At 51.1% G+C, this 15,680-nt stretch carries 15 protein-coding genes and 1 other RNA gene; 9 read left to right on the top strand and 7 right to left on the bottom strand.

Translation table 11 applies throughout. The features are described from left to right. Positions 1 to 360 precede the first annotated feature (360 nt). From K6L24_RS05010 to K6L24_RS05035, 6 genes are all read left to right on the top strand, one after another. Entirely contained in the window at positions 361 to 1,536 is a 1,176-nt protein-coding gene (locus K6L24_RS05010; RefSeq protein WP_222682006.1) for an AAA family ATPase, read from the top strand. A gap of 39 nt (positions 1,537 to 1,575) precedes the next feature. Next, positions 1,576 to 4,092 (top strand): S8 family peptidase, encoded by a 2,517-nt coding sequence (locus tag K6L24_RS05015; RefSeq protein WP_222682007.1) that lies wholly within the window; start codon positions 1,576 to 1,578, stop codon positions 4,090 to 4,092. Beyond that, complete coding sequence (locus K6L24_RS05020; protein ID WP_047348133.1) at positions 4,092 to 4,304, top strand: hypothetical protein; 213 nt, start codon at positions 4,092 to 4,094, stop codon at positions 4,302 to 4,304. Before K6L24_RS05015 ends, K6L24_RS05020 begins: the two co-directional genes overlap by 1 nt. Further along, the gene (locus K6L24_RS05025; protein WP_222682008.1) at positions 4,297 to 5,028 is read left to right on the top strand and encodes a hypothetical protein; all 732 of its coding nucleotides are present in this window, start codon (positions 4,297 to 4,299) and stop codon (positions 5,026 to 5,028) included. Before K6L24_RS05020 ends, K6L24_RS05025 begins: the two co-directional genes overlap by 8 nt. A gap of 108 nt (positions 5,029 to 5,136) precedes the next feature. After that, positions 5,137 to 6,090 (top strand): DUF4365 domain-containing protein, encoded by a 954-nt coding sequence (locus tag K6L24_RS05030; protein ID WP_222682009.1) that lies wholly within the window; start codon positions 5,137 to 5,139, stop codon positions 6,088 to 6,090. A 57-nt stretch (positions 6,091 to 6,147) separates the two neighbouring features. Further along, positions 6,148 to 6,624 carry a hypothetical protein gene (locus K6L24_RS05035; protein WP_245006713.1) on the top strand — a complete coding sequence of 159 codons (477 nt, stop codon included), beginning with the start codon at positions 6,148 to 6,150 and terminating at the stop codon, positions 6,622 to 6,624. Between the two features lie 202 nt (positions 6,625 to 6,826). Here the strand turns inward: K6L24_RS05035 and K6L24_RS05040 are convergent, their stop codons facing one another. The 3 genes from K6L24_RS05040 to smpB all read right to left on the bottom strand — a co-directional run bounded on the left by K6L24_RS05040 (position 6,827) and on the right by smpB (position 9,174). Next, positions 6,827 to 8,074, bottom strand: a complete 1,248-nt coding sequence (locus tag K6L24_RS05040) for an integrase (protein WP_222682010.1) — start codon at positions 8,072 to 8,074, stop codon at positions 6,827 to 6,829. A gap of 204 nt (positions 8,075 to 8,278) precedes the next feature. Further along, positions 8,279 to 8,642, bottom strand: a transfer-messenger RNA (tmRNA) gene (gene ssrA, locus K6L24_RS05045). A 49-nt stretch (positions 8,643 to 8,691) separates the two neighbouring features. Next, entirely contained in the window at positions 8,692 to 9,174 is a 483-nt protein-coding gene (smpB, locus tag K6L24_RS05050; RefSeq protein ID WP_062744576.1) for an SsrA-binding protein SmpB, read from the bottom strand. Between the two features lie 159 nt (positions 9,175 to 9,333). On the opposite strand from smpB, the gene K6L24_RS05055 reads away from it, so the two are divergent. Both K6L24_RS05055 and K6L24_RS05060 read left to right on the top strand, forming a co-directional pair. Next, positions 9,334 to 9,768, top strand: coding sequence for a type II toxin-antitoxin system RatA family toxin (locus K6L24_RS05055; RefSeq protein WP_062744577.1), 435 nt, complete (start codon positions 9,334 to 9,336; stop codon positions 9,766 to 9,768). Next, positions 9,761 to 10,048, top strand: coding sequence for an RnfH family protein (locus K6L24_RS05060; RefSeq protein WP_137268799.1), 288 nt, complete (start codon positions 9,761 to 9,763; stop codon positions 10,046 to 10,048). Before K6L24_RS05055 ends, K6L24_RS05060 begins: the two co-directional genes overlap by 8 nt. Before the next feature lie 101 nt (positions 10,049 to 10,149). On the opposite strand, the gene bamE is transcribed toward K6L24_RS05060, so the two are convergent. The 3 genes from bamE to nadK form a co-directional block, all read right to left on the bottom strand. Beyond that, complete coding sequence (gene bamE, locus K6L24_RS05065; RefSeq protein WP_062744931.1) at positions 10,150 to 10,497, bottom strand: outer membrane protein assembly factor BamE; 348 nt, start codon at positions 10,495 to 10,497, stop codon at positions 10,150 to 10,152. Positions 10,498 to 10,679: 182 nt separating this feature from the next. Then, complete coding sequence (recN, locus tag K6L24_RS05070; protein ID WP_222682011.1) at positions 10,680 to 12,341, bottom strand: DNA repair protein RecN; 1,662 nt, start codon at positions 12,339 to 12,341, stop codon at positions 10,680 to 10,682. An 86-nt stretch (positions 12,342 to 12,427) separates the two neighbouring features. Next, positions 12,428 to 13,306: an NAD(+) kinase gene (gene nadK, locus K6L24_RS05075; RefSeq protein ID WP_062744580.1), complete on the bottom strand. Its 879-nt coding sequence runs from the start codon at positions 13,304 to 13,306 to the stop codon at positions 12,428 to 12,430. 123 nt (positions 13,307 to 13,429) lie between these two features. Between nadK and grpE the strand changes: the two genes are divergently transcribed. After that, positions 13,430 to 14,011 (top strand): nucleotide exchange factor GrpE, encoded by a 582-nt coding sequence (gene grpE, locus K6L24_RS05080; RefSeq protein WP_191927900.1) that lies wholly within the window; start codon positions 13,430 to 13,432, stop codon positions 14,009 to 14,011. A 77-nt stretch (positions 14,012 to 14,088) separates the two neighbouring features. Here the strand turns inward: grpE and K6L24_RS05085 are convergent, their stop codons facing one another. Beyond that, positions 14,089 to 15,654 (bottom strand): methyl-accepting chemotaxis protein, encoded by a 1,566-nt coding sequence (locus tag K6L24_RS05085; RefSeq protein WP_118663408.1) that lies wholly within the window; start codon positions 15,652 to 15,654, stop codon positions 14,089 to 14,091. Positions 15,655 to 15,680 lie beyond the last annotated feature (26 nt).

Genomic DNA, 15,680 nt, shown 5'->3' on the forward strand with positions numbered 1-15,680 from the left:
CCTTGATATGCGGGCTTATTGTCGGGAATCCGTTGAGATTTTCTGTCTCAGTTCTCGCTTTCCCTCTTTATCTGACACTGCGTATTCATCTTGATCGCACAGTAAAAGTCTTCATAGTCTGACTGGGTGAGGATTGCTCTTCATTTCTTTACGGGAAATGCGAACAAATCCTGATGGATTTATAAAGCATTCATATTTTTTTAGTTAAAAATTCGATTATGTCTATTTTGATGCAATTTTTTCTGATTTTAATTCACATTTCATGATTTTTATGCGAATTTTCTCTGTGGTAGTTGCATGCGGCAGAAGGGCTCTCTATAATCTAAAAATCATTTAACTGGATAAACATACAGGTGTCATGTGGAGAACTTTAAAATCGTAGCGGCTTTATGCCGGCAGATTATCAAGGATGGGGCCTCCGCAGGTGCTTTGCAGCAGATGGAGCGCCTTTATGATGCCCTCAGAAACGATCAGCAGGTTGCAGAAGCAAAGCTGCTCAGAGGACTGATTAACAAAGCCAGTACGCTCAATACCCTAGAGCCAGCCAGGGTTGAGCTCTCCCGTGTCTCATTTCTCAGAAAGCAGGAGCTCAGGGAAAACGTTAAAGTGCCTGTGGATAAAGAAAGTGGTTCTCCCCTTGCGCAGATCATTTTTCCGGAAGAGCTTGCCAATGCCGAGCTTCCGGTCATGCCCGACGAGCTGGCATCTGCGGTCAGTCATCTGATTGAGCAATGGAATAATCTGGATAAACTGGCTCGGTTTGGCGTGATGCCATCGCTGAGCTGCCTGCTTTTCGGACTGCCGGGGACGGGTAAAACCATGCTTTCCTTTTATATCGCCAGGATGCTCGGATTACCGATCGTGCTGGCCAAGCTGGATGGGCTTGTTTCGTCTTTACTAGGTACCAGTGCAAGAAATATCAATAATCTGTTTGATTTTGCTGCTCAGTACGACTGCCTGCTGCTGCTGGACGAGTTTGATGCTGTGGCTAAAGCCCGCAATGATAAACATGAGGTCGGTGAAATCAAGCGTATCGTCAACACATTACTGCAGTGTATTGATGCCAGATCGAAGAGTGGTATGACGCTGGCAATTACCAACCATGAAGTATTACTGGATCCTGCAGTCTGGCGAAGATTTGAGATGCGTATACTGGTACCTAAGCCAAATTACGTAGCAAGGTTGAAGATTATTGAAAAATATATTCATCCCTTGAATTTTACGGCGGAAGAGATAAAATTTTTGACCGTTCTGACAGATGGATTTAACGGTTCAGATATTCATTTAATGTTAAATAACTTCAAGAGAATGGCCGCTATTGGTAACGCCGATCAGACTTTTATTGAGGTTGTTCGGTCATTTGCAGTCATTCATGCAGGCAGTGAAGTTAACGAATTCATGCAGTTGTTATCAAATAATCAGGACGCAGCAATAATGAGCTTGTTGCATAAAAAGCATGAGTTCACGCAAAAAGAGATTGCGCTGGTTTTTGACGTTACTCAGTCAAAAGTTTCCAGAAATATAAAAGAGTCCTGACTGTCGTCGGGAGGTTGATTGCTAAGGATTGGGTAACATATGAAAAGAAATAATCCGGTTCAGGTTATTTTAAATTCAGAGCAGTATAAAAATACGCCACAACGCAGAGCGATGGGTAACAATACTGATTTTTACGCTGATCGTGATGATGCCTTCAAAAAGCACAAAAGAAACCTCCTTGATGAAGTAGGAAATGTCAGAAGTCAGCTCAACCGGTCAGGTCACGATCTTGGCCTTGTGAAAGTTGAGCTGAATCCTCAGGCGCTGGCGAAATCTCACCGTCCCGTTGACTCTCTCTTTCCCGGAAGTAAAGCGCCTGTAGTGGGCGCCCTGGGAATAGGGGAGCTGCTCATACAGGTGACGGATAAAAATCTGGTTCATCTTTACAACAAAATTGATGGCGCTGAAGAATATACCAAAAAGGTGTACGACGAAAAACTGCGCAAAAATGTCAATAAGCCCAGCGAAGCAAAAAGCGAGACGGGGGCAATTGACCGTATCAGTTTTTATGGCAGTGAAGAGAAAATTGCCTTTTCTGCGGAGGATAGCGCTGCCTGGCATGCCGATAAGGATGAGGGATTTGCCGGCTATCAGGTTGAACTGGTTGATTTCAGACCCGTTGACGCCCGGCTGTTTACCGTGACCAGCGATGCCATAAGTTCGATGAAGCGGTCTCTGAGGGAGCAGCTCAAGATGCTGGGGGCCGGCGTGTATGCGACAAAAATGAGCCGTTATCCGTCATCATCTGAAGCCATCATGATCCAGCTTCTCAGACCGGATTCAGGACACGATTTTAAGGTGGATTTTGACAAGCGGCTGGAGCTGAATTTTTTACCTTCTGACGTTGATAATTCCTCGAAAAGGCACAGGCTCCTGCTTTCTGTTCTTAGCGCAAGCCCGGTGGTGAAGCGTATTTCCCTGCTGCCAAAAATTTCCCGGGCGAACCCGTCACACTCTCCGGTGGAGCTGGACTTCTCGATGCCCGTCCGAACGGAGGGAGAAGATTATCCCCGTGTGGGCGTCATTGACAGCGGTATCCATGATGCCGAACTGGCCCAGTGGTGTGTGGAAGTATCCGATGGCTTTGAAGCTGAAGACTGCGATCCCAACCATGGCTCACAGGTGGCCAGCCTGCTGGTCTGTGGGGGCATGCTGAATCCGGAGCTTCCTCAGGTCGATGATGACGGTTGTCTGCTCTATGATATCTGGATCCCCGTTCACAATAGTAAATCCAATACGTTCACCAGCTATTTTTCCGACCCGGGTGACTTTTTCGACTGGCTGGATATTGAGGTTGGTGATGCGGTGGCGAAGGGGTTTCGCATCTTTAACTTCAGCCTCAACTTCCGCGAGTTTGTCCGCGATGATTCCTACAGCTTTGCCGCCACGCAAATCGACCGCATTTCCAAAAAATACGATGTGCTCTTTGTCATTTCTTCCGGAAACCTGCGTCCTATAGATTTCCGGGGCCCCTGGGCTTCAAGACCGGCTGCGCTGCATTTTTCTGACGTTGACAGGCTTTCTCAGCCTGCGGAGGCCGTCAGCGCCATTACCGTGGGAGCGGTAAATCCGCCTGGGTGTGACATCAGCGTTCACGGTGCACCTACGGTCTATACCCGTCGCGGACCCGGAGTGGCCATGGGCGTAAAACCGGATGTGATCCACTATGGCGGGTACTCCCTGAAGACGGGGCGAACCGGACTGGTTTCCATTGACGGCAGCGGAGAACTCGTGGAAGAGGCGGGAACCAGCTTCTCTGCGCCCTTGGTATCCAAAATTCTTGCCGGTCTGGACCAGCGGACAGCAGGCAAACTGTCACGCAATTCTCTTGCCGCTATGCTGGTTCATCACTCAGACCTGACGCCGCCACTCAGGGATAAGAGCGTGGATATCTCTTCAGCAAGGCGATTTGCCGGATTCGGCATGCCACTGACCTCCCGCGATATGCTTCACAGTGATGACAGCAGTATTACGCTGGTGCTGAGCGGAAGCCTTAAGCGCAGCGAAGTACTGGAGTTTGATTTCAACTGGCCCCGTAGTCTGACCACGGAAGGCGGAAAATGCCACGGTAAAGCCACGCTGACCATTGCCTACGATCCCGTCATTAATCAGAACTATGGCGCAGAATATTGCCGTGTCAACGTTGACGCTGTGCTTCAGCAGTTTAAGCGGGACTCTCAGACTAATGAATGGGCGTACCGGAAAAACTGCCAGTCAGTCTGGGACGTCCGCCTCGGTAAAGACGTTAACTATGAGAAAAGCCAAATTGACTTCGGCCTGAAGTGGTGGCCCGTCAAAAAATATGCGTTTGAAACCAAAACTAAGGCTGGCGTCGGTGCTTCTGACCAGTGGCGACTGAAAATCAGTTCAATCGAGAGAACGCCAGGAGAGTTTCCAGACGAGGAAGTTGGTTTTACCGCACTACTCACAATCGAAGATACACAGAACAGAACGAATGACCTTTTCAACGAGGTCAGACAGGAGCTCAGCGCTTATGGCATTGAGTTTGAGGATATTACCGTGACACAGCATCTCAATATTAGGACAGGCCAATAATGTTAAACAGAAATCTAGAGGTTCTGACCTCCTACTTCAATGGCCTGTTGGAATCAGCGCCGCAGCATCGGGAAAATGTGACAACAATCCTTGCTCAGATTGAAATCATGAAATCGCGGCCAGTTTTCTCCATGGAGCCCTCGATTCTTCTTGCCCGCAAGGAAACCGATGAATGCACGATCTGCAAGAAGCAGGTGCTGTGTGATGAGTGAGCCAAAATGTTATTTTGTGGTTTCGCGATATCCCAATGATTCCGATCCTAAGGGGATTGGCTTTTCCCCTGTTGGCAACGGGAAGGTGCCTGAGGAATATCTGGCGTTTCGCCTTGATGTGGATCGTGTTGTTCAGACCGTTAACGCACTGTTTGAAAAGGATAATGAAAAGCGGCTAGAAGTCTACGAGCAGGTATTTCAGGCTGCGAAGGTCTGTTTCTCAGGCCGGGAGGCTGACTTTGTTCCGGCAAGCCAAGCGCTCAGTGAGCTGAAAAAGACTATCCTGAGTTCGTCATGGATCCTGGTCAGAAACCGGATAATGGGGGTATACGGTCTGTATGCCCTGCTACTGATGATTATTCTGGGCGCAGCACAGTATTTTTATACTGCTGAACTGAAAAACGTACCCGCCGTGCTCATCGGGACCTGTATAGGTTCCTGGCTGTTTGTTTCAATCAAAACCAAAAGCATCGTATTTGATGAAATCTACGATAACATCAGCCAGCATCGCAGTCTGCTAATGAGGCTGATTTACTGCTGCACACTGTCGTCGGCTGTTACATTATGCCTTCTGGCAGGATTTTTTGAGATTAAACTCGGGGAAGTTTCAACGGCGCTGATCCCGGGTAACGCCATCATTGCGGTGGCGGCCGGGATTTTTTTTGGGCTGGGTGAATCTTCACTTGCCACAAAATTGTCAGGCAATGTTAAAGACGCTATTTAATCTCTGCGCCCGCAGAAATTGTTTGCAGCAATCTGCCATCTTGTCAGACAGTTTGCTGCACCGGCAGACCCTGTTCAAGGTCTCTGACATGCTTCATAAAGGATGATTATGGACGATAATGCGTACCCGCAGCGGCATCACTCCCACGTGACTGACAGTACAGCTAAAAGCATGCTCCGGATCTTTATTCCGCCTGAATGGATGCTGCGGGAGCTGTCTGAAAATGACTACGGCATTGATTTTCAGCTTGAGTTCACCAGCCCGGGCAATCAGGTTACGGGGCAGATTGTGGGAATTCAGCTTAAAGGCACCTCCACCGGAAATATGAGCAATCAGGGCAGCCATAGCGTTTCCGTTAAACGAAGTACGCTGAGGCTCTGGCGCAGTTATGAAGCACCTGTAATAATTGTTCTGGTTGATACCGTATCCGGCAAGATTTACTCGAAATCAATTGAGCGCGAAATTCGACGGGATCCAGACAGATATATTCTAAGCAACTCAGAATCACTCAGCTTCACCTTCACTTCAGCCGACCTATTAACCCAGGAGAAAGCGTTCAATGACTACCAGACTGGTAAAATCCTGCGATGTATGGACCGCGACTTGCCTTCTGTGATTCAGGTCCATCGTGACTTTGTGAAGCTTTTCTGGCGTTACGGACGTGACGGGCATATGCCCGTAGACGGCGATGGCACATTCGATTTGGAAAATTTCGGAAAGCATAAGTACGAGCGTCAGTTGCGTGGTGTTTATTCGCGGATGCAAAAATTGTGTTATTTTCTTGGTCTCAGTTGGAATGTACTCACGGTTGAGGCAGTCATCCGTAATGAAAAATGGAACAGCTACGACGGGAATGAAATGATGGAGCATCATTTTACGTCTATTCTGGACCGGCTGGACATTCAGTTTCAGGATATCCTGGCACTCGTGCAAAAGATTGTAGAGGCTTACAAACGGTTCTGGGAGATGGCTGACCCTGAGCTGGTAAATTTTGCGCTGAATCCCTGCCCCATGCTGTCAAAGCTTACTTGGAATGAGCGCCAGAAGTATCTCGGTGATTAATTCTACTGCACTTCGTTTTGCTGATAACGGCAAAAAGACACATTAGAGGGAAGAATAATGATTATCGCTGGATCCCGACTTAATAGCCTGTGCTATGAGTTTTTCATCGAATTTGCACGATATGAATTCTGCCTCAAAATGACGGGTTTTACGCAGGGGGACGGGGCGGCAAAGGCCAACTGGGATCGCTATGCGGCTGAGGTTGAGGACATCATCGCTTCGCCCGGAACCACAGAACTGGCCGGCGCAATTGACTACATTCTGAGTCATCCTCCCAAAAAGCAGATCGTCAGAAACGGTGAACTAGCCTGGGATGAAAGCCCCGTACAGAGCACAAGTAAGGCGCAGCTGGTCCTGCTGTTAATACGCAGAATACGAAACAACCTTTTCCACGGCGGGAAGTTTAATGATCGCTGGTTTGAGCCTGAGCGAAGTGAACTTCTAATGCACCACGCGCTGATTATTTTAAAGGCATGTGCTATGAACCATGCGGGTGTCAGTGAGGCTTATAACTGCATGGATGTATCTCTATAGCCCCCGCACCTTCAGAATGCTTATTCCCTGAGGGCTAAATCATCAAGTCGGTCTGAGTTCCACTTTCCATTCTTCTTTTATACTACCCGGCTGCCAGTGACCTGCTCCTCGCTGATAATGCGCCACAATGTTAGAAACTTCCGCTCTTGGCATGAAGTGGCCGGTGAGTCTGCCTCGCGCCCAATATCTGGACACGATGCAGTTAGGGCATAGATAGTAATTTAATGCCTTTAGACCCACCTTCAATAATACTTCCACGGTCTGCCGCTTGAACAAAATTCGCCCACCACTGCATCATTGGGCGACGTTGTTCGAGATAGTCACTGCGGTTATAAGCGCGACGCACCTCATTCTTATCCACATGGGCCAATGCCGCTTCAATAACATCAGGCGGAAAAGCCTGTTCATTAAGGGCTGTGCTGGCGATAGAACGCAAACCGTGTGAAACGAGCACACCACCAAAACCTGCACGTTTTAGCGATGCGTTAACGGTCTGGCTATTCATTGGCTGGTTGGGCTTAATACGGCTGGGAAAGATAAATTCTCGATTTCCACTTAACGGCTTCATCATCTCCAGTATTGCAATTGCTTCATCTGACAATGGAACAGTATGGTCGCGGTTCATTTTCATGCGTGCTGCAGGAATCTTCCACTCGCGCGCTTCTACGTCTATCTCTTCCCAGCGAGCTTCAGCCGCTTCGGCAGGGCGGGTAATTGTAAGAAGTTGCCACATGAACAGGCAGCGTGTGGAAAGGCTAATGCTGGCTGTTCGCATTGTCTGCATCAGTTGAGGTAGCTGCTCCGGTCGAATGCTTGGCATGTTCTTCTTCTGAGGCTTCTCAAAGGCCTTGCCAATGTTGACACTAGGCACCGCATCAATCAGACCTGTATTTTGGGCATAGATCATGACTTCATTAATTCGCTGGCACAGGCGACGAACGGTTTCAAGTGCTCCTCTGGCCTGAACTGGTTGGACGGCCTGAACCAGTGTGTGAGCTTTAATATCTGTAACGCTAACGTCGCCAATTGCAGGAAAGACATCTCTTTCAAGAGAGCGCCAGATATCGTCGGCATAGTCCTCTGTCACGCTGGCTTTCTTCACATTCCACCATCGTTCAGCTACGAGTTGGAAAGTATTGGTTTTAGCTTCAAGCGAACTGCGAAGTTGTTCTTGCTGATGTTCCTGAGGGTCGATTTGTTTCGCCAGAAGAGAACGAGACTCTGTGCGATAGTTTCTGGCATCGGCAAGCGTAACTGACGGGTAGGGGCCTAAGCTCTTCTTCGCACGTTTCTTGGTGACAGGGCGAATGTAGCGAAACTGCCAGATTTTACTCCCGCTGGATTTGATAAGTAACTCAAGGCCATCACCATCATAGAGAACATAGTCCGCTTCTTTGGGTTTGGCTGATTCGATTTCCTTAACGGATAGAGGTTTGGTTTGTCTTGCCATTGCCGGGTTTCCATAGTTTTAGGCACCTCAAAAACAATAAAGCTTTATGAGGTGCCTAACAAGGTGCCTAAAAGGTTCGGATTTAATTAGTTCTCTTCAGACTTCGCGGGACAAATTCAAGGCACAAAAAAGCCCGCAGGGCTTGCGCCGTGCGGGCTCTTAGGACTTCATCGGATGACTCTGGTAATCACCGATGGAGAATTTTGGTGGAGCTGGCGGGAGTTGAACCCGCGTCCAGAATTACTACACCGTCGGCACTACATGCTTAGTCTGTCTTTACATTCGCCGGTCAGCTGCGAACAGACACGCCACTGACAAACTAGCCTGATTGGTTTTAATGCTTCAACCCCAGGCCGGGTATCCACACGAGTTCTTTTAGGTTTGACCTCTCTTGAATCCCCGTCTTAAGAACGGAAGCTAGGGAGAGAGGGCTCTAAGCAGGTTATTAAGCTGCTAGTGCGTAGTTTTCGTCGTTTGCAACTATTTTTTTGCGGCTTTTAACGAGGCAAACCGCCCCTCGGCATGCTCCTAGGGCTTCGCAAATCCTGTCGAATCCAGAATCAGCCCCAAGTACTGTTTAGCAGTATATCAGAAAAACCTGTCGCTGTGCCAGTAGGTTAGCGATTTGAGTGTTTCATAATACGTGCTTTGTCTAATTTCCACTCACGATCTTTAATGTCATCGCGCTTGTCATGCTCTCGCTTACCTTTGGCTAAACCGATTTTCAGCTTGGCCCAGGCATTTTTCCAGTACATCGACAGCGCCACAATGGTGTAACCATCACGATTGGCTTTACCAATCAGCGTGTCGAGCTCGCGTTTCTTCAGCAGCAGCTTGCGGCTGCGCGTCGGGTCGCAGACATAGTGCGATGAAGCTACGCTCAGCGGCTGGAAAGTTGACCCGAACAGGTAAGCTTCACCATCACGCAGCATAATGTAGCTGTCGCTGATGTTGGCCTTACCGGCGCGGAGAGATTTAACTTCCCATCCCTGGAGCGAAAGCCCGGCTTCGAACTCATCTTCGATGGAGTATTCGTGGCGGGCGCGCTTGTTCATGGCAATGGTCGCGGAACCGGGTTTATTTGCTTTTTTCTTTGTCATAGTGCCACTTAGTTTACATGATGCAGTGATTAATGGCATCCCCTGTAACATCCTGGGCAGGGGAAACGGGTATTTTAGCAGATGGTTAGCAGGAGAGAATTTTTGTTTGATTGCCTGCGATGTTATTATTACTACGTTATAAAAAAGACAGGAATGGATATGTCCCAGATTAGTCGTTCGGCGCTGGTGCCGTACAGTGCGGAACAAATGTACCGCTTAGTGAATGATGTCGACAGCTATCCGCAGTTTTTGCCCGGTTGTACCGGTAGCCGGGTGCTGGATGCCAGCGACGACCAGATGACCGCCGCGGTGGATGTCTCCAAAGCGGGGATCAGTAAAACCTTCGTGACGCGCAACACCCTGACGGATAATCAAAGCATCCATATGCAGCTGGTGGACGGGCCCTTCCGCAAGCTGACCGGCGGCTGGCGTTTCACCGCCCTCAGCGAAGATGCCTGCAAGGTAGAGCTGAATCTGGACTTTGAGTTTACCAATATGCTGGTTGAGCTGGCCTTTGGTCGCATCTTTAAAGAGCTGGCCAGCAGCATGGTGCAGGCGTTTACCCAGCGCGCTAAAGAGGTCTACAGTGCCTGATATCGCGGTTGAAGTGGTCTATGCGCTGCCCGAAAAACAGTATCTCTACAGTGTCAAAGTGGAGGAGGGCAGTACCGTAGAGCAGGCGATTATTGCTTCGGGTTTACTGACGCTGCGCAGCGACATCAATCTGCAGGAAAACAAAGTGGGGATATTCAGCCGCCCGGTGAAGCTGCACGATGTCGTGCAGAGCGGGGACCGCGTTGAGATCTACCGGCCATTAATTGCCGACCCGAAAGATCTGCGCCGTCAGCGTGCAGAACGGGCAGCAAAAAAATAAGGCGCAGTGAGCGCCTTATTTTTTGAATCATTTGACCCCGCCTTACCCCGCCGTTGACTGCATACCGACCGGAACCAGGGGGCGGGATCTGCTACAAGCGATCAGCCTTCGTTCTTACTGAGCGCCGGTTTGTTATCAATATTGGTCAGCGTACCGCTTTTATCGAAGGTCAGGGTCAGCGTCTGCTGTTTCACTGGCTCATGGCCAGGTTCCTGACGGAAGATGTAGTACCAGACGTTGTTACCAAACGGGTCATGCATCATCGGCGTGCCAAGAGTATAAGCAACCTGCTGCTGCGTCATTCCCGTGTGGATCTTCGCAACATCATTGGCGACCAGATAGTTACCCTGATTGATATCCGGGCGGTAAACCACGCGCTCCAGAGTAGAACAACCCGCAGTCGTCATCAGAAGAACCACCGCAGCAGCAGTCAGCGTTTTACAGCGCATAATCAATGTTTATTCCTTTGTGGCTATATTCATATCCCCTGAAACCGCAGCTCCGGGTCTTTCGGGTTTATCATTTTGCAACGATGATACCGCGTAACTTGCCGATGATAATAAACCTTTCCGTAGTTTAAAACCTCTACGGAGCAACGATATGACCACAAAGTGGTGAAAAAGTGCAATGGTCAGGCGGCTAAAAGCTCTTTGGCGTTAGCCAGCGTGTTGCGTGTCACCTCGCTACCACCGAGCAGACGCGCCAGCTCCTGCAGGCGTGAACGCTTATCCAGCGGCCGCATATGCGTCTCGGTCATCGCGCCGTCGGTCTCTTTGCTTACGTAGAAATGCTGATGGCCACAGCCAGCCACCTGCGGCAGATGGGTCACGCACATCACCTGAGTCGACTCGCCCAGCTGACGCAGCATTTTGCCCACGACGGCAGCGGTTGGCCCGCTGATACCGACATCCACTTCATCGAAAATCAGCGCCGGCGTGTCCATTTTACGTGCGGTAATCACCTGAATCGCCAGTGCAATACGCGACAGCTCACCGCCGGAGGCGACTTTGCCCAGCGGCTGAACCGGCTGGCCCGGGTTAGTACTGACGCGGAAATCAATGCGGTCAGCGCCTTCGGCCGTCAGGTGGTCAGGGTTGAACTGAAGCTCAATGGTGAACCGACCGTGCGGCATCGACAGCGTATGCATGCTGTCGGTGATCAGGGCGCTCAATTCAGCGGCAAAGTGCACCCGACGTTCATGCAGTTCCTGCGCGCATTGCAGTGCGGCGGCATAGTGCAGGCTGACCGCCTGGCTGAGTTCATCCTGATCGCTTTCCTGCTGGTCGAGTAACTGCTGTTCCGCCAGCAGCAGCTGATGAAACTGCGGAACCTCTTCCGGGGCGATATGGTGCTTGCGGCTCAGGCCAATCTGACGCGACAGGCGCTGTTCCAGTTCATGCAGACGGTTAGGATCGAGATCCAGCCGATCGCAGTAGTGGCGAAGCTCATCGCTGGCCTCACTGATCTGAATGGCGGCTTCTTCCAGCATGGCTGATACGCTGCTGAGCTTATCATCCATCTCGGTCAGTTCCGTCATCAGCTGACGTGCAGTGTACAGCTGGCTTTGCAGGTTATTCTCTTCGCCGTCAGCCAGCATCAGCAGCGTCTGCTGGCTGGTGGAAAGCAGCTGGCCGCTGTTAGCCAGGCGTTTGTACTCGTCGTCGATCTGCTCATACTCGCCGCTGACCGGGGCGAACTCGTTCAGCTCTTTCAACTGGTACTGCAACAGTTCCCGGCGGGCTTCACGCTCCTGGGACTGCTGCTGATGCTGTGCCAGCGTCCGGCAGCTCTGATGCCACTGGCGGTAATGCCGGGCCATGTTTTGCATCAGCAGGGGTTCGCCTGCATAGGCATCGAGCAGGGCTTTCTGATGTTCGGGTTTTAACAGAAGCTGGTGGGCATGCTGGCCGTGGATTTGAATCAGTGTCTGGCCAAGCTCACGCAGTTGCGAGAGCGGAACGGCCGTGCCGTTGATAAAGCCACGCGACCGGCCGTCGCTGCTGATCACACGACGCAGCAGGCACTCATTGCCATCATCCAGCTGATTTTCAATTAACCAGCGTTGTGCCGGAGGGGTATCTTTCAGCGAGAAGCGCGCGCAGATATCGGCGCGGGCGGCCCCCTGACGCACCATATCTGCTTCGGCACGACCACCCAGACACAGCCCCAGCGCATCAATAGCAATGGACTTACCCGCACCGGTTTCTCCGGTGATGGCCGTCATTCCGCGCTGAAAGTCGATCTCCAGCTCGCGTACAATAGCGAAATTACTGATGGTCAGTTGTGCCAGCATAGTTGTCTTCCTGTATGAAAACACAGATATGGTTTTTCATACAGTATATACTGGTTTTATAAACAGTAAACAAGCTTGCGACAGATTTAGAATAATTTTTTTGACCAGCCCAGCTTGGAGCTTAATGTGTTGAAATAGTTATAATTTTTGGGATGGATCAGATTCAGGTGATAATCGCTGCGGCGGATTAAGACATCCTCCCCCTGCTGAATCGGTAGCGCTATCTGGCTGTCACAGCTAATCTCCAGGTCGCTGCGCATATGGGAAAAACGCAGGCGAATGGTGCTGCTGCTGTTGATCACCAGCGGGCGGGCCGACAGGGTATGGGGGAACATCGGGACGATAGCAATCGCATCCAGCATCGGCATCAAAATGGGGCCACCTGCCGACAGTGAATAGGCCGTGGATCCGGTGGGTGTCGAGATGATCAGGCCATCGGAACGCTGGGAAAACGCAAAATTCTCATCGATATAGACTTCGAATTCGATCATATGCGCCACTTTCCCCGGGTGCAGCACCACTTCATTGATGGCCGTCCCTACGCGCGGTGTTCCTGACTGACGGCAGACCTGCGCTTCTAACAGGAAGCGGCTTTCAACGAAATATTCACCTTCCAGTACATCGGCCAGCTGCTGCTGGGCATTATCGGGGTCAAGGTCGGTGAGAAAGCCGAGATTGCCACGGTTAATACCAATCACCTTAATATCGTAGCGCGCCAGCACTCTGGCGGCCCCCAGCATATTACCATCGCCCCCGACAACAACGGCCAGGTCCGCCTTGCGGCCAATCTCTGCCAGTGTTCCGGTCTCTACGCCTTCCAGTTTTAACTCACGCGCAATCTGCTGCTCAATAATCACCTGATAGCCGCGCGCTGTCAGCCAGCGATACAGCATTTCATGAGTGGTCAGTGCGGTAGGATGGCGTGGGTGGCCGACGATACCGATGCAGTTGAAGTGGTTATTCATGTTCCTGGCATTCCTCACGAGGTAAACTCCCCCGACAATGTGACTGGTTCCCTTGAAACCGCGATTCTGATCCCCATAATAAGCGAACCAGCGAAATGAATATGCACAAACGCGGAGAAATTCATGAGTAGTAAAGAACAGAACACACCTAACGAGCAAGTCTCAGACGAAATTGAGATGGAGCAGGCGCAAACCCAGGACGCGGAGACAGCTGAAGTGATCGATCCGCGTGATGAACGTATTGCTGAACTGGAAGCACAACTGGCTGAGTCGCTGGGCGGGGTGCGTGAAGCCCAGCTGCGTGCTCAGGCTGAGATCGAAAACATCCGTCGCCGTACCGAGCAGGATGTGGAAAAAGCGCACAAATTTGCGCTGGAAAAATTTGCCAACGAGCTGCTGCCAGTGATTGATAGCCTGGAGCGCGCGCTGGAAGTGGCTGATAAAACCAATCCTGAGCTGGCCTCAATGATTGAGGGTATCGAACTGACCATGAAATCCCTGCTGGGCGCAGTGCGCAAGTTCGGCGTGGAAGTGGTGGGCGATATCAATGTGCCGTTTAACCCAGAGGTTCATCAGGCGATGTCGATGATGGAGTCTGAAGACGTGGCGCCGAATCACGTGATAATGGTGATGCAGCGGGGTTATACCCTCAATGGTCGCCTGCTGCGTCCGGCGATGGTTGCCGTGGCGAAAGCGAAAAGCTGATGGCTTAGGGGCGACGTTTTGTCGTCGCCCCAGTCTCCAATAGCCGCATTCTGCGGCTATTTTTTTGTCAGAAATCCTTACGCGTAAGTCGGTTCATTTACTTTGAACGCGCGAATGGCCAGCGAAAGCTGCTCTGCCTGCTCCTGCATCGACTGAGCGGCTGCGGCGGATTCATTGACCAGCGCGGCATTTTGCTGCGTGACCTGATCCATCTGGGTAATGGCCATATTAATCTCATCGATCCCGCTGCTTTGCTCGGCGCTGGCAATGGTGATTTCGCCAATAATTCCGGTTACGTTTTTCACGCTGGTCAGCACTTCATCCATCGTCAGACCCGCCTTCGCCACCTGACGACCGCCTTCATCTACCCGTGAAACCGAGTCCTGAATCAGCTGGGCAATCTCTTTCGCGGCTGAGGCCGACCGCTGGGCCAGGCTGCGTACTTCAGAAGCCACCACGGCAAAGCCGCGGCCCTGTTCACCGGCACGCGCCGCTTCGACTGCCGCATTCAGCGCCAGGATATTGGTCTGGAAAGCGATGCCATCAATGACACTGATAATGTCGACAATCTTTTTCGACGATCCGTTAATCATCTCCATGGTGTTCACTACCTGCCTGACGGCATCTCCGCTCTGGATCGCCACCTGCGAGGCCTGGGCAGCCAGTAGATTGGCCTGGCGTGCGTTATCGGCGTTCTGTTTTACCGTTGAGGTTATCTGTTCCATGGCTGAAGCCGTCTCTTCGAGAGAACTGGCCTGCTGTTCGGTACGGGAAGAGAGATCCATATTCCCCGCAGAAATCTCGCCGGAGGCGGTCGCAATCAGATCGGAACCGGCACGGACATCGTTAACGATTTTCAGCAGGTTTTCATTCATGTTTTTCAACGCCATCATCAGCTGACCGGTCTCATCGGTAGACGTCACATGAATGGCAGTGCGAAGGTCACCAGCGGCAACATTTTCCGCCACGTTTACGGCTTCCCGCAGTGGGCGTACGATCGAACGGGTCAGCAAAAAGCCCAACAGAACGGCCATGGCCACTGCCAGTAGCGAGAAGATTACCGTTACCCGGATGGCCGTTGAGGCATCGCTGACGGCATTCGCCCCTTCAGCCTGCAGTTGTCCGGACTGGGAGTCGGCAAATCTGACCACAATATCGAGAAACGCATTCTGGCTGGTGGTGATCTTTCGCAGGACATACTCGGTGGCAGGGGCAACATTTCCTGCGCGGATCAGGGCGATCAGGGTCTGCTTATCCTGATCGAAGCGCTGCGCCGCCGCTTTCACCTCCTGAATTTTCTTAATGCCGATTTCGGTGCTTTGCAGTCGCGCGATGCTTTCAATAGCGGCATTGGTTTTCTGCGTGGCGCTGTCGAGCTGGCCAAAACGTTTGGCATTTTTCTCCGGGGTGGCAGCATCCAGCACCATACCGCGTAAAAACTTGATTTGATCGTTCACTCCGTCGCGTACGTCAAAGGCCAGGCGAACCTTGAGATAGCGGTCACTGACCATACTGTCCACCGTGCGGTTAATGTTGCCAATCTTAATCGTTGCGGTGGCGCTGACGACGATCAACAGCAGTATGATCAGGGCAAATGCAGCCCCGAGGCGAACGCCTACTTTCATATTTTTCACAGATAACATCCGTTATTTCCCCCTGAATTCATTCC

It is taken from the genome of Erwinia persicina, from assembly GCF_019844095.1.
Classification (GTDB): Bacteria; Pseudomonadota; Gammaproteobacteria; order Enterobacterales; family Enterobacteriaceae; genus Erwinia; species Erwinia persicina.